At 64.8% G+C, this 13,308-nt stretch carries 15 protein-coding genes; 7 read left to right on the top strand and 8 right to left on the bottom strand.

The window, feature by feature from the left end; translation table 11 throughout:
* Positions 1 to 196: 196 nt before the first annotated feature.
* Positions 197 to 550: a hypothetical protein gene (locus tag WDM91_23055; protein MEI9997492.1), complete on the top strand. Its 354-nt coding sequence runs from the start codon at positions 197 to 199 to the stop codon at positions 548 to 550.
* Positions 551 to 566: 16 nt separating this feature from the next.
* Here the strand turns inward: WDM91_23055 and WDM91_23050 are convergent, their stop codons facing one another.
* Positions 567 to 992 carry a hypothetical protein gene (locus tag WDM91_23050; protein MEI9997491.1) on the bottom strand — a complete coding sequence of 142 codons (426 nt, stop codon included), beginning with the start codon at positions 990 to 992 and terminating at the stop codon, positions 567 to 569.
* A gap of 77 nt (positions 993 to 1,069) precedes the next feature.
* Between WDM91_23050 and WDM91_23045 the strand changes: the two genes are divergently transcribed.
* Positions 1,070 to 1,540 (top strand): MFS transporter, encoded by a 471-nt coding sequence (locus WDM91_23045; protein MEI9997490.1) that lies wholly within the window; start codon positions 1,070 to 1,072, stop codon positions 1,538 to 1,540.
* A 174-nt stretch (positions 1,541 to 1,714) separates the two neighbouring features.
* Complete coding sequence (locus tag WDM91_23040) at positions 1,715 to 2,905, top strand: alpha/beta hydrolase (protein MEI9997489.1); 1,191 nt, start codon at positions 1,715 to 1,717, stop codon at positions 2,903 to 2,905.
* Here the strand turns inward: WDM91_23040 and WDM91_23035 are convergent.
* Genes WDM91_23035 through WDM91_23025 form a run of 3 tightly spaced genes read right to left on the bottom strand, consistent with a single transcriptional unit; the run spans position 2,878 to position 5,766 of the window.
* Positions 2,878 to 3,945 (bottom strand): branched-chain amino acid aminotransferase, encoded by a 1,068-nt coding sequence (locus tag WDM91_23035; protein MEI9997488.1) that lies wholly within the window; start codon positions 3,943 to 3,945, stop codon positions 2,878 to 2,880. The genes WDM91_23040 and WDM91_23035 overlap by 28 nt on opposite strands.
* A gap of 13 nt (positions 3,946 to 3,958) precedes the next feature.
* Complete coding sequence (locus WDM91_23030; protein ID MEI9997487.1) at positions 3,959 to 4,945, bottom strand: fumarylacetoacetate hydrolase family protein; 987 nt, start codon at positions 4,943 to 4,945, stop codon at positions 3,959 to 3,961.
* Positions 4,946 to 4,950: 5 nt separating this feature from the next.
* Positions 4,951 to 5,766, bottom strand: a complete 816-nt coding sequence (locus tag WDM91_23025) for a sigma-70 family RNA polymerase sigma factor (GenBank protein ID MEI9997486.1) — start codon at positions 5,764 to 5,766, stop codon at positions 4,951 to 4,953.
* Between WDM91_23025 and dgcN the strand changes: the two genes are divergently transcribed.
* The 3 genes from dgcN to WDM91_23010 are packed head-to-tail and all read left to right on the top strand — an operon-like array spanning position 5,744 to position 8,408.
* Entirely contained in the window at positions 5,744 to 6,781 is a 1,038-nt protein-coding gene (dgcN, locus tag WDM91_23020) for an N-acetyltransferase DgcN (GenBank protein MEI9997485.1), read from the top strand. The two genes, WDM91_23025 and dgcN, sit on opposite strands and share 23 nt — an antisense overlap.
* Entirely contained in the window at positions 6,774 to 7,679 is a 906-nt protein-coding gene (locus WDM91_23015; GenBank protein ID MEI9997484.1) for a dihydrodipicolinate synthase family protein, read from the top strand. Before dgcN ends, WDM91_23015 begins: the two co-directional genes overlap by 8 nt.
* Before the next feature lie 21 nt (positions 7,680 to 7,700).
* Positions 7,701 to 8,408: a type 1 glutamine amidotransferase gene (locus WDM91_23010; GenBank protein MEI9997483.1), complete on the top strand. Its 708-nt coding sequence runs from the start codon at positions 7,701 to 7,703 to the stop codon at positions 8,406 to 8,408.
* A 6-nt stretch (positions 8,409 to 8,414) separates the two neighbouring features.
* Here WDM91_23010 and dgcA read toward each other — a convergent pair whose 3' ends face one another.
* The 3 genes from dgcA to WDM91_22995 form a co-directional block, all read right to left on the bottom strand.
* Positions 8,415 to 9,386 carry an N-acetyl-D-Glu racemase DgcA gene (gene dgcA, locus WDM91_23005; GenBank protein ID MEI9997482.1) on the bottom strand — a complete coding sequence of 324 codons (972 nt, stop codon included), beginning with the start codon at positions 9,384 to 9,386 and terminating at the stop codon, positions 8,415 to 8,417.
* A 30-nt stretch (positions 9,387 to 9,416) separates the two neighbouring features.
* Positions 9,417 to 10,190 carry an SDR family oxidoreductase gene (locus WDM91_23000; GenBank protein MEI9997481.1) on the bottom strand — a complete coding sequence of 258 codons (774 nt, stop codon included), beginning with the start codon at positions 10,188 to 10,190 and terminating at the stop codon, positions 9,417 to 9,419.
* A 77-nt stretch (positions 10,191 to 10,267) separates the two neighbouring features.
* On the bottom strand, positions 10,268 to 10,594 hold the full coding sequence (locus WDM91_22995; protein MEI9997480.1) for a YciI family protein: 327 nt from the start codon (positions 10,592 to 10,594) through the stop codon (positions 10,268 to 10,270).
* A 170-nt stretch (positions 10,595 to 10,764) separates the two neighbouring features.
* Between WDM91_22995 and hppD the strand changes: the two genes are divergently transcribed.
* Positions 10,765 to 11,868 carry a 4-hydroxyphenylpyruvate dioxygenase gene (hppD, locus tag WDM91_22990; GenBank protein MEI9997479.1) on the top strand — a complete coding sequence of 368 codons (1,104 nt, stop codon included), beginning with the start codon at positions 10,765 to 10,767 and terminating at the stop codon, positions 11,866 to 11,868.
* Here the strand turns inward: hppD and WDM91_22985 are convergent.
* The gene (locus WDM91_22985) at positions 11,865 to 13,301 is read right to left on the bottom strand and encodes an MFS transporter (protein MEI9997478.1); all 1,437 of its coding nucleotides are present in this window, start codon (positions 13,299 to 13,301) and stop codon (positions 11,865 to 11,867) included. The two genes, hppD and WDM91_22985, sit on opposite strands and share 4 nt — an antisense overlap.
* Between the last annotated feature and the right edge of the window lie 7 nt (positions 13,302 to 13,308).

The raw sequence follows: 13,308 nt of genomic DNA, 5'->3' as shown, positions 1-13,308 counted from the left end.
ACTCTGCCGGGACGTGCCGGAGACGTCAACGCGACAGCCTGCGCGCGACCCGCATACACATCGACCATGCCCGCAACGTCTTGCCGGACGGCCTCCGCGGCAGGCGCTGCGTCGACGCATCGCAAGCTTTGACGCGCTCAAGGATTTGCTCGTCGGGCGCGTGACCGTGCGCCTGGCACATTCGCGCGCGCGAGGCTTGGTGCGGTTCGTCGCCACCGCGCTCGCCCGCGCCGGGCTCGGCGATGCGGCCGTCGATACGATCCTGATGGCGCGCAAGGTGGCAGCCGAAGCGGCGTTCAAGACCCTGCCCTCCGGTCCCTTGGCTCTGCTGGTCACCGTGTTCACGACCACGGGAGAGACCAGCGAGTCGCGCTACGCGCCCGATCTGGGCTGGAGCGAATTCTGCCGTGACCTCGCCGTGACGCCGATCCCGGGTAGCGGCCGCGACATCCTGCACGGCGTCGGCGCCGATGCCGTTCTTGCCGCACTGACAGACCTCGAAACCCGGTTGCGTTCCCCGCACCCGGCACCGGATAAAAGCGGACCATGACGGCGCTCACCATCGATCAGTTCGTCGACACCAGGCGGTTCGGCGGCTTCCATCTGCGGATCCTGGTGATCTGCCTCCTGGTGCAGTTCGTCGACGGTTTCGACATGCGGGCGATGTCGCTGGTGGCACCGGCGCTGGTGAAACATTGGCACATCCCGCGCGAGGCGTTCGGACCGGTGTTCAGCGCGGCGGCGACCGGTGTCCTGCTGGCGACTCTTGCCGCGGGCCCGCTGGCCGACCGGATGGGTCGCAAGCTGCTGACGGTCGGAGCGCTCCTGATGGCCGCGGTGCTGATGGCCGCGACCGCTTTCGTGCATTCCATCACGGCGCTGATGGCCCTGCGCTTCGCGGCCGGGCTTCCGCTCGGCACGCTGGTGCCGGTGATGGTGGTGCTGGCGAGCGAATGGTCGCCGCAATGCCACCGCGCTGCGATGGTGCTCACGATGTGCGGCGGGTACTCGCTGGGCTCGGTTTTGAGCCCGCTGATCGCATCGGGTCCATGGCTTCGGCTGGCGCTCGGTGTTCTATGCGGGCGGTGTGGCGAGCGCGCTGTTGGGCGGCATCGCGGCGACCTTCGTGGTGGGCAGCGCATCGGACCGCGTCGGCCCATGGCGCGTGCTGAGCGGACTGCTCGTATTCGGCGTGGTGTTCATGGCGCTGATCGGTCTGTCGGGCGCAGCGGCCGGTGTGCTGATCGCGACCGTCCTGCAGGCCGGGTTCTGCATGATCGGCGCGCATCACCTGATGACCGTGCTGGCGGCGACACTCTATCCGACCGCGATGCGCGCGACGGGCACGAGCTGGGCCGTCGCGATCGGCCGTATCGGCTCGATCGTCGGACCGTTGATCGGCGGCACGCTAATCGGCTGGCATTGGCCGTTGCCGGTGCTGTTCGCAGCGATGGCGGTGTTCGCGGTCGGAGCGGGCATCGCTGCCCTGTTTCTGGCGCGCGCGAACCCCATGCGAAAAGGGCAAGTGGGCGAGGCGTGACACACCGTCGTGCCTCAAGGACGCGGCGCGGGAAAACGATGCTTCCTGCCGTTCGCGACACACGGAGCAAAAAGCACTTCAACATCCAGCCTGTATTTGCGCAGACGAATAACACATGATGGAGGATTGTTCGCAATGGTTCGTCCTATGTTCGCTGCCCCGCCCGGAGCTTGAGTGTTCGACACGTTGATGAGCCGCAATTGGCTAGGCCTCGCCATATCCGCAGCCGTTCTGCTCGTCGGCGTCGGGTTGATCCTGGCGGCCGCGCTTATCCCCAGCGATATCGTGCGCCTGGCCGACCAATTGCTCGGAGCGGTCGCCGTCGTTTTGGCGGTTATCTTATTGGGTGCATCGCTCCGGCACTTGATGCTGGTGTCCCATTACGCGCGCAAATTCCCGCCGCCTGGGCGCTTGATCGATGTGGGCGGTTACCGGATGCATTACGTCGCCGCTGGCGAAGGTACGCCGACCGTCATCTGGATTCCGGGCAGCCATTCGCAAGGACTGGCTCTCAACCATCTCCACAAGCGGACCGCCGAATTCACACGCTCCCTCATCTTCGATCGTCCGTCGAGCGGCTGGAGCGATATCGGTCCGTTCCCGCGAACGGTACTGAGCGAGGCCAGGGAGCTGGAGACGCTCCTCCGGAGGGCTGGCGAGAGGCCTCCCTTCGTCGTCGGCGCACATTCCTTCGGCGGCGCCTTGGCGACGACCTTCGCGGAGCTTTTTCCGGAGCAGGTTGCAGGGCTGGTCCTGATCGACATCACGACCGCCGACGCCACGGTCTATGGCAACTCGCTTCAACGCGGCCCGCCGAAAGTGCCCGGGCTCGGCATGAAGACGATATTGGGCGCCGCCTTCGGCCTGCACTGGACGGCGCTGAAGCAAGGGTTCGAGAACGACAAGGCGTCTTACGACAGCCTGGCGGATGTCGCAGGGCCGCTCTTGAGCAACGCCGCGCAGCCGAGATCGCCCGTCGCGTTCCGCTCCGCGCTTCAGGCGCTCTGGCGCGAGCCGCTCGGGACGGCACGGGGACAGCATGTGCTGAGCGACATTCCGATATTCGCGATCATTCCGCCCGACCTGCCCTTTCCCACCGTCGAGTCGGTGCGGGCACTGGTGCCGCATGTCTCGGAATACGTCGCGCGCGGCTATATCCGCAATTACCGAACGGCGCAGGAAAGCGTGGCGCTGCTGTCGCGACGCGGCGAAATCCGCTGGGCACCGCCCAACTCGACGCATGCGGTGCCGTATGAGGCGCCAGACTTCATCATGAAGCAGATGGCGGACATGGTCGCGCTGGTCCGCAGCGAGGCGGAGAAAAGACGCGAAAAAGCTCACGTCGAAAGCGCGGGCACTTCATAGGTCCAGCCATACGGGTCCGGCGCGCGACCTTCCTGAATATCGAGCAGCGCCGTTTTCAGCCGGCTTGCGACGGGGCCTGGGCCGCCGGCGAGATCGTAAGCCGCCCCGTCGTCTTCTACGAACCGCTCGATCCCCAGAACGGTGACGGCCGTGCCGCAGGCGAAAGCTTCAGACGCCGAGCCTTGCCGAATGTCCTGCAGCACATCGTCCAACGCGATCTGCCGTTCGAAAACCTCGAGGCCCATATCGCCCGCCAGCTGGACGATGCTCTCCCGCGTGACGCCGGGAAGAATGGTATCGGTCAAGGCCGGCGTGTGGAGCGCGCCGTCGATCACGAAGAATATGTTCATGCCGGACAGCTCCTCGACGAAGCTGTGCGTGCCCGCATCGAGCCACAGGCTCGTCGACAGGTTCCGTTCGGCCGCGCGGGCGTTCGAAAGCAGCGCCGCCGCGTAGTTGCCGCCGATCTTGACCGCGCCGGTCCCGCCGGGCATGGCACGCGCCGACCGGCGCTCGATCAGCACCCGCATCGGCGCCGCCTGATAGGCACCCGCAGGGCTCGCGAGGACCACGAAGAGATACCTCTTCGACGGCGACGCTATGCCGAGGCTGGAATCGGTATCGATGACAAGTGGCCGCAGATATAGCGACTCTCCCGGCGCACCGGGAATGAACGGCGCAACGATGCCGGCCAGGGCGCCGACGCCTTCGAAGAAAACCTCGCGCGGCAAGGCCGGCGCGGTCAATCGCGCCAAGGAGCGGTTCAACCGCTCCCAGTTCCGTTCGGGCCGGAAGAGATGCGGTCGCTTTTGCGAGCGGCGATAGGCTTTCAACCCTTCGAAGGCCTCGACGCCGTAATGCAGGACCCGCGACGCGGGATCGATCTCCAGCGCGCGGTAGGGGCCCAGATGGCCGCTTTGCCAGCGTCCGTCGCGGAATTCGGCGGTGTACATCGCCGGCACCTTCGTCTCGCCGAAGCTCAGCAACGGCGGAAGCGCAAACTTCGCCAGATGTTTGTGTACGGCCGAATCAATTTGCATATCGATCTCGTGGTTACGGCAGCAGCACAACCATTTGGTCGATGGCGCCAAAGAGCGACGCGCCGCGTTCGTCCCTCATCTCTATTCTCACACGATCGCCGGCGCCAAGGAATGGCGTTCTCGCGATGCCGCCGTCGAGTTGTTCCAGCACGCGCCGTTCCGCGATGCAGCAGGAGCCGGCCGAGCGGTCGTTGTTCGAGACGGTCCCTGCGCCGATGATCGTACCGGCGCACAGCGCGCGCGTCTTTGCCGCATATGCGATCAGAGTGGGAAAGTCGAAAGTCATGTCGACGCCTGCGTTGGGGCTGCCGAAGATTTCGCCATTGCGCCAGACCATGACCGGCAGGCTCACCTTATATCCGTTCCAGGCATCCGCCATCTCGTCGGGCGTCAGCGCCACCGGCGCGAAGGCGCTGGACGGCTTGCCGTGCAGAAAGCCGAAGCCTTTCGCGATCTCGTCGGGAATCAGGCCCCGCAGCGAAACGTCGTTGACCAGCGTGATCAGGCGGATGCACGCGGCCGCCGCTTCGCGCGTCGCGCCCATGGGCACGTCGTCGACCATGACCGCGATCTCCGCTTCGAAATCGGCGCCCCAACTTCCGTCTTTCGCGACGGGAATGGGATCGCGAGGACCGAGGAGCGTGTCGGAGCCGCCCTGATACATGATCGGCTGCGTCCAGAACGACGGCGGCATCGGAACGCCGCGCGCCTTGCGCACCAATTCGATGTGCCGCACATAGGCGCTGCCGTCGAGCCATTGATAGGCACGTGGCAGCGGCGCCGCGAAGTCCTCAGGCACGACTCCGAATGCATGCGCAGCTTCGCCGTCGTTCAACGCGTCGTAAATCGCCGCGAGATCCGTCGACACCGTGCTCCAGGAATCGAGCGCTTCCTGCAGCGTGCGCGCGACATCCGGCACGGCAACAGCGCGCGAAAGGTCCCGGCTGACGACCACCAGCGTACCGTCGCGCCCGCCCCTTTTCAGCGTTCCGAGCTTCATGGATCCTACAGCGCGGTGGCGACCGGCAACGGCGATCTTCGGCGCGCCGGACCGAACCGGTCCCCGTCGGGCCGCGCCCCGGCGGTGCGGCGCACACGCCGCGCGACCGGCACGTCCCCGCCGTCTCGCGCGCTCGCATCCGCCATGGCCATGTGCGCCGTGCATACCGACACGGCGCAAGCCATGTGCTTCTCGGCGGTGCTGACGGAGATATCCAACTCCGACGCAATTTCCTTGAAGGAGAGATGCTCCAACCGGCGGAGCGTAAAGACTTGGCGCCGCCGGCGCGACAATCCCTCGATCGCGGCAGCCACACAGACAAGCTCTTGCTTGGCGATCATCGCCTGCTCCGCCGAAGACATCTCATCGCACGCATTGACGTCCACCAGATCGTAGCGCCCGTCGATCGGCGATTTCTTGGAGCGGCGGAGATGATCGATCGCAAGATTGCGCGCGACCGACATGAGGAAAGAGTCCGGACGCTCGATACCCGTCACGTCCTCGACCGCGCAAAACCGCGCATAGGTTTCGTGAAGCAGGTCTTCCGCATCGCTTTGCGACCGCACCAGGGACTTGAGAAATCGGAGCAGCCTGGGCGCCGTTTGGCGATAGACGACTTCGATCAGCCGGTTGCGGCCGGGTGCGTGCGATACCGTCGCCGCACCGCTTGCGCAGGTGCTCGACGCCGTATTTGCAATCCCCACTTCGATGCCCATCACAAAACTATAGCGCTGGACAGCATGTTTGCAATATGAAATATTTTCATTTTGTAAGTTGTAGAAACTATCGGGCAGCGGGATGAATGCGGCAATCGAACGCAAAGTAGAACTCGTGCAGCTGCGGCGGCCCTATCTGTTGTTTCTGGGTGATGCGCCCGACGCCCTGTCGGTGAAGACGGCAAGGGGCATTGCGGTATGGCGGCCGGACGACTGCCTGGGACAATTGCGACTCGCCGGCTGCGCGGCAGATGTCGGCCTTGCAGATGTCGGCCTCGAACAAGCAGCCGAGCAAGGCGCGAAAACACTCGTCATCGGCGTGGCGGCAAGGGGCGGCCGTATCCCGCCGTCATGGGCGCCGACCCTATTGCGCGCGCTGGAGTTGAAGTTCGATATCGCGTCGGGTCTGCACGAGCGGCTTGTGGACGTCGACGGCTTGGAACGAGCCGCGCACGCGGCAGGCCTGCGCCTGACCGATGTGCGCCATCCCGAAGGCCCGTTCGAGATCGCCAGCGGCAAACCCCGCAGCGGCAAACGCATGCTCACGGTCGGGACCGATTGTTCGGCCGGAAAGATGTTCACGGCGCTGGCGGTGGAACGGGAGATGCGCAAGCGCGGGCTCGACGTGGATTTCCGCGCCACCGGTCAAACCGGAATCCTCATCGCGGGAAGCGGCATCTGTCTCGATGGCGTGATCAGCGATTTCGTCGCCGGCGCGGCGGAGGCGCTGTCGCCGGCGAACAACCCCGATCATTGGGACGTCATCGAGGGCCAGGCATCGGTGCTGCATCCGAGCTATGGCGGCGTGACGCTGGGCCTCGTCCACGGCAGCCAGCCGGACAAGATGGTCCTGTGCCATCCGGCGACGCGGCAACACATGCGCGGCCTGGGGCAGAGGCCGCTGCCGGACCTGGGCGATTGCATGGCCGCGCATGAAGCGGCGGCGCGGCTGACAAATCCAGGGGCTAAGGTCGTGGGGCTGTCGTTGAACACGCAGGATCTGCCGGAGCGCGACATGCATGCGCTGCTCGCGGCGCTGGAACACCAATACGGCTTGCCGGCAGCCGATCCGATGCGCACGGGCGTCGCCCGTCTGGTCGACGCGCTCCTCGATGACTGACGGAATCAAGAGAGGTCTCTTCGCCATCGCGGTCACGCCATTCGATGCGGGCGGCGCGATCGACTGCGAAAGCATTCCAAGGCTTTACGATTTCTACGTCGGCCATGGCGCGACAGCGATCATCGGCCTCGGCATCATGGGCGAGGCGCATCGCCTGACCACCGACGAAGCGCTGCGGGTCGGACGGGCGTTTCTCAAGGCCGCGAGAGGCGTGCCGACGTATTTCGGCGTGTCGAACCCCGCGCCGCACGCCAGCGCCCTGCTTGCAAAATCGCTTATGGCCGACGGCGCGGCCGGTGTCATGCTTGCGCCGCTGGTCGGACAAAGAAGCGCAGCCCAAGTCCGCAACTATCTTGAAACGGTCATCGGGATGATGGGCGACGACGTGCCGGTCGTCCTGCAGGACTATCCGCAGGAAACGGACACATGGCTGTCGGCCACGGACATCGCCGGGCTGATCGATACATTTCCCTCCCTATGCGCTCTCAAGCATGAGGAATGCCCGGGCCTCGCGAAACTGTCGTCTCTGCGCGGCGACGAGCATTCGCGGCGCGTCCGGGAATTTCCGATATTCGCTGGGAACGGCGCTATCCTCCTGCCGCAGGAGTTGGCACGCGGCGCCGACGGCGCGATGACCGGATATTCCTTCCCGGAAGTGATCGCACAAACCTGCGCGCTCGCCGCCGAAGGCCGGATCGATGCCGCCGAAGATCGCTTCGACCGCCATCTTCCGCTCATTCGCTACGAGCATCAGCCGCGCTTCGGTCTCGCCGTGCGAAAATACATTCTCCAGCGGCGCGGCGCGATTGCGGGTGCGCATGTCCGGGTGCCGGGCTATCGCCTTGACGCGACCGACATCGCGGAGATCGAGCGGCTCATCGAACGCGTCACCCGCTGACTTCACGAAAGACCTTACGCAATGTCGCCAAGGCTTCTGTACCTAAACAATGCCCTGACGGACGGGGTTCCCGAAAAGCTCGACGAGCATTTCCGGTCGCTGGGCCTGCAGACCGATGTGTTCTGGGCGGCCGGAGATCGCTTTCCGGACGCGATCGACGGCTACGACGCGCTGTTCCTGTCGCCCAGCCCCACCGCGCCTTGGGAAAGGCTCGACTGGGTCGGCCGCGAGATCGCGCTCATCCGGAATGCCGCCGCGCGCGACATTCCGATGCTGGGCATTTGCTTCGGCAGCCAGATATTGGCCTTTGCGCTTTGCGGACCGGATGCCGTGTTCCGGCGCGCAGACTTCGAGACCGGCTATGTTCCGATCCGGACCACGCCGGCATGGGCGAACGATCCCCTGGCACGCGGCATGCCGGCGGAATTTCCGTTGTTCTCGTGGCACCACGACGAGGTGCGCGCCTCTCATCCGGACATGCGCATTCTCGGCGCCAGTCCATCTTGTGCGAACCATATCTGGAAACATGTCGGACATTCCGCTTGGGGCGTTCAGGGTCATCCGGAAGCGGGCGGGCCGCATGCGCGCGAATGGTTCGCCGCGAACAATGCGGATCTCGTGCGCAGCGGCGCGCCGCTATCGCGAATGCATGCAGCCGGCTTTCCGCAAACCGCCGATGCGATGAAGATGTTCGCAAACTTCGCAGCCTTCGTATCGGGACACCGATAGCTGCGCTTAGCCCCACAGCGAAGATTGCGGAAGCGAGACGCAGCCATCTTGCAGCGACAGACCGTTGGGACGGTCGCTCTTGAGCAGGAACGGGCCGTCCAGATCCGCGAACTCGGCGAGCTGGGCCGCGACGACCACGGGCGCCAGGCCCAGCGACGAACCAACCCGGCAACCGACCATGATCCGAAAGCCGCGCTGCTTGGCATCACTGATCAGTGCGAGGGCTTCGCTCAGGCCGCCGCATTTCTCGAGCTTCACATTGATGAACGCGTAGCGGCCGGCGATCCGGGCAAGCGACGCGCGATCGGTGCAGCTCTCGTCGGCGCAGAGCGGGACGGGCGAACGAAAATCAAGCAGGGCATCGTCGGCGCCGACAGGCAAGGGCTGCTCGATCAGCTCCACGCCCAGCGCGGCAAACGGCGCCACTATCGCCTTTAGGACATCGAACGACCAGGCTTCGTTGGCATCGACGATCAGACGCTTGCCGGGCGCCGCGGCGCGAACGGCGCGGACACGCTCCAGATCGCCCGGCGCGCCGAGCTTGAGCTTGAGGACATGAAATCCGGCGGCCGCATGCGCCGCATCGGCCATCGCCGCCGGATCGCCGAGACTGAGGGTGAAAGCACTTTCGCGCGGCCGCGGCTCCGCGATACCGATCGTCTCCCATACCGTGCGGCCCGAACGCTTGGCCTCGAGATCCCAGAACGCGCTGTCGACCACGCTGCGCGCGGCACCCTTTGGCAGGATCGTGGCAATCTCGTCCCGGCTGACCGCCGCTTCGATAGGGCGACGCGCGGCATGGATCGACGCGAGCACCCCATCCGCCGTCTCGCCGAACCGTGCTGAGGGCGACGCTTCGCCGCGGCCGCAAATCGCGCCCTGCCGCAATTCAACGACCACTACGTCCTGGATATCGATCGCGCCGCGTGAAATCACGAACGGTCGCATCAGCGGGAAGGATTGCTTTTGAACGGTCAACTGCAAGGCATCGCTCTCCGACCTGCGGTCTCAGATCGAGCGGATCATGCCGCCGTCGATACGTAAGACCGCTCCGGTGACATAGGACGCCTTCTCGCTGGCGAGGAATGCCCCGACGGCTGCAAATTCTTCAGGTGTGCCGTAGCGGCCAACCGGAATATTCGCGCGCGACTGCGCACGGACATCCTCGACGGCCCTGCCCGAGCGCGCCGCTTCGGCGTTGTCCAAAGCGTCCACCCGGCTTGTATGGATACGGCCCGGCGCCAGGCCGTTGATCGTCACGCCGTCCAGCGCGACCTCCGCGGCAAGCGTTTTTGCCCATCCCACAAGCGACAACCGCAACGCGTTCGACACCGCAAGATTGGGAATGGGCTGCACCACGCCGGAGGAAAGGACGATCAATATCCGTCCGAACTTGCGCCGCCGCATACCAGGAAGAGCGGCTCTGGCGAGCCGCATCGGAGCCAGAACCATGCTCTCGAAAGCCGAGCGCCAGGCAGCGTTTTCGACAGCCGCCGCGGTGCCAGGCGCCGGGCCGCCGCCGTTCAGCACGAGTACGTCCACCTCGTTCACCGACGCGCTCAGGGCATCGACGTCTTCGCCGCGCGACAGGTCGACGACCTGGTGATCCACAGTCACACCGCAGCGGCCTATGTCATTGGCCGCCTGCGCCAGCGCGGCGCGATCGCGCCCGACAATGCGCAAGCGCGCGCCTTCTTCGGCGAGCGCTTGCGCGATCGCACGGCCCAGACCGCGGCTACCGCCCAGGACCAGAGCGCTCTTGCCTGCCAATCCGAGATCCATGAACGCGTATCCTCATTGCGGCAGGCCCGTCGCCGACATCATGGAAGACGAACGCGGCGCCGTTCTCCGCTATGCTGCTAGAGGCTCTTGGCGATCTGCGTGCCCCGCAGCTCGCCATGAAGAACGTCCTCCGTCATATGGCGCCAACGGCGGACCGCGATGGTCTCGAACAAGCCGGCTTGCGCGTAAGGTTCCTCGGTGATGAATTTCACCGCCGCGTCCCGGTCGGGAAGATCGACGATCACGACAAGTCCCGTGGAGCGCCTGTCGTCTTCGAGCAGCAACGGCCCGCCGAAAAACGTGAACGGCAGCGCATCGATCATGTATTGCAGATGCTTCGGCCGGAAGGGAAAGCGCAGGAGATCGCCGTCCGGCTTGTAGGTGCAGATGATCGCGAACAGCATAGCCATCTCCTTCGACGCGCGGTCGCAGTCCGCGACCGGCGGAGCGTTCGGTGTTACCACGCGGTATTACCGGCACCCATGTTTTCACGGATTTTTCGTTTCTCGTTGATATATTTTCATTCGGATAGTAATTTCTTCGGCGTGGGTTGCGTTTTGATCTGGAGAACTCGATGGGTGCGCCCGTAGATCGTGAATCGGAAGACGGCATCTTCCCGGTGCGGGAGAACCCGATGGGCACGGACGGCCTCGCTTTCATGGAGTTCAGCGCCACCGATCCCACCGCGCTCGCGGTGTTGTTTGCCGAACTCGGCTTCGTCAAGATCGCCGATCATGTGTCGCGCCCGGTCTCGCTGTGGAGGCAACGTGACATCTCGTTCATCTTGAACGGCGATCCCCAGACTCATGGCGGTCGCTTTGCCGCGGTGCACGGCCCGTGCGTATCGGCCATCGCGTTCAAGGTGAGCGATGCCGGAAGCGCACTCGCGCGAGCACTCGCTATGGATGCATCCGCCTATGCCGGCGACGCGCCGAAGACGGTCGACGCGCCGGCACTGGAGGGGATCGGCGGAAGTCTTCTGTACCTGATCGATCCGAAGATCGAAGAAACGCTGCAGGCGCACGCGTTCCGCAGCACCGGCATCGCTGCTCCGCGTCCGGGGGCGCTGTTCTCCGCCGTGGATCACCTGACGCACAATGTGCGCGCTGGCGGCCTCGAGACGTGGATGAGCTTCTACAAGCGCCTGTTCGGCTTCCGCGAGATCTTCTATCTCGACGCGCGCGGCGCGAGTACGGGCTTCCGCACCTATGCGCTAATGAGCCCCTGCGACAAGATCTGCATTCCGATCAACGAACCCTCCGACCCGAAATCGCAGATTCAGGAATTCATCGACCTCTACAAGGGCGAAGGCGTGCAGCACATCGCGCTGGCCGCCACGGACATTTGCGCCAGCGTGGAACGCGTCGCGAACAGCGGCATCTCCTTCATGGGCGTACCGAAGAGCTATTACGACGCCGTGGAGGACCGGTTGCCGTCGCATGGCGAGGATCTGGAACGCCTGAAGCGCAACAGCATCCTGATCGACGGCGAACGCAATGCGAAGACGGGCGACTGGGACCTTCTGCTCCAGATATTCTCCAAGAACCTGATCGGGCCCATCTTCCTCGAGTTCATCCAGCGCAAGGGCAATCGGGGCTTCGGCGAAGGCAATGCGCGTGCGCTGTTCGAAGCCATCGAGCGCGACCAGATCGAGCGCGGCGTCGTATCCGCCGCTTAGTCCGCGGCCGGCCAGGCCCTGCCCTCGCGCGCGGCGCGTTGCTCGATCCGCCGTCTGATGCTCGCCTGGCGGCGCGCGTCGAGCGGATAAACCCACGCAAAGGCAGCCGCGATCGCCGACAGAACGCCGGGCACGCCGCCGAAGGCGAGCATCAAGCCCATGGCCTCCCAATGCCCGTTGGCGCCCTTGGGATCGTAGTGAAAGAGCCCCAGCACGAAAAAGGCGAGGCTGGCGCCGATCGCGGACTCGATCTTCGACAGCAGGATGAGGAACGAGAAATAATTGCCGGCCCGGTTCACGCCCGATTTCAGGAGATCGTAGTCGATGACGTCGGACAGCATCGCAGCCGGCACGACCAGCGCCGAACCGGACATGAAGCCGTTCACCACCGTCAGGACCATGAACGGCACGAAAGCCGCCGCGCCGGGCCTGATCGCGAAGATAAGGAACAGCGCGACCGCCGTGATCGCCATCGAGACCGCCCACGGCCGGTGCTTGCCGAACCGATAGGTCAGCTTCAGCCAGACCGGCACCGAAGCGATCTGGGCGAGCACGCCGGCCGCGAGGAAGATCGAGATGCTGGCGCCCAGATGCAGATAGTTGTCGACCACCATCAGCGACAGCGCGCCGGTCGCACCGTTCGCGAGCCCGTTCAGCGTCATCGTGACGATGACGTTCCAGAGCGGGCCGTTGGTGCGAAGGGCATGGACGAGCCCTTTCAGCGAACCTTCCTGCGTCTCCACGGGCTTGCCGGCGGGCGCCATCCAGATGGCGAAGGCCATGGCCACGGGCATCGAGATCACGATCGCCCAGGCGAAAAGATCGAGAGTCTTTCCGTTGATCGCCGTGGTGCCGGTGAGAGGCGATAGCAGAAACGGTCCCAGTGCGAAGCCGATGGCGCCCACGCCGCCGATGAGATTCCGTATGGCGAAGATCCGCGATCGCTCGTGGTAAGCGCCGCTCAGCTCGCTTGTCCAGGCGTTGTAGGGGATGAAGATCATCGACCACGCGAGATAGCCGATCAGCGACCAGACCAGGAAATAGCCCGTCCCCGCCGATGCCGGCGGCACGAAAAGGTTGTGCGCGCAAGCCATGGCGATCAACGCGCCTCCGATCATCCATGGCTTGCGCCGGCCGAGGCGCGAACGGGTGCGATCGGAGAGATAGCCGATCAGCGGGTCGGTCACCGCATCGAACACGCGTGCGAAGAGAAGGACCGACGCCATCGCCGTCACGGTGATCGCGGTGTGCGACGAATAGTAGGTCGGCAGGATGCCGTTCAGCGGACCGGAGAGCAAAACGGTCGGGATTGTGGGAAGGGCGAACACGATCAGAGAGAGCAGCGAAAGCCGCCCGCTGTTCCTCTTTTCGGAGGCAGCGGACGTCTTCGAAGGAACGGCAGGCTGTTCTACATTCGCCAAGGTCAAAGACACCGGTTCC

The organism is Rhizomicrobium sp. (assembly GCA_037200385.1).
GTDB lineage: Bacteria > Pseudomonadota > Alphaproteobacteria > Micropepsales > Micropepsaceae > Rhizomicrobium.
This window is presented reverse-complemented; position numbering and strand designations above follow the sequence as displayed.

What these genes read in the sequence shown, in the direction of transcription:
- WDM91_23035 (MEI9997488.1), bottom strand. Translation starts at nt 3,945, where the DNA reads ATGCAAATTGATTCGGCCGTACACAAACATCTGGCGAAGTTTGCGCTT.
- WDM91_23030 (MEI9997487.1), bottom strand. Translation starts at nt 4,945, where the DNA reads ATGAAGCTCGGAACGCTGAAAAGGGGCGGGCGCGACGGTACGCTGGTG.
- dgcN (MEI9997485.1), top strand. Translation starts at nt 5,744, where the DNA reads ATGAATGCGGCAATCGAACGCAAAGTAGAACTCGTGCAGCTGCGGCGG.
- WDM91_23015 (MEI9997484.1), top strand. Translation starts at nt 6,774, where the DNA reads ATGACTGACGGAATCAAGAGAGGTCTCTTCGCCATCGCGGTCACGCCA.
- WDM91_23010 (MEI9997483.1), top strand. Translation starts at nt 7,701, where the DNA reads ATGTCGCCAAGGCTTCTGTACCTAAACAATGCCCTGACGGACGGGGTT.
- WDM91_23000 (MEI9997481.1), bottom strand. Translation starts at nt 10,190, where the DNA reads ATGGATCTCGGATTGGCAGGCAAGAGCGCTCTGGTCCTGGGCGGTAGC.
- WDM91_22995 (MEI9997480.1), bottom strand. Translation starts at nt 10,594, where the DNA reads ATGCTGTTCGCGATCATCTGCACCTACAAGCCGGACGGCGATCTCCTG.
- hppD (MEI9997479.1), top strand. Translation starts at nt 10,765, where the DNA reads ATGGGTGCGCCCGTAGATCGTGAATCGGAAGACGGCATCTTCCCGGTG.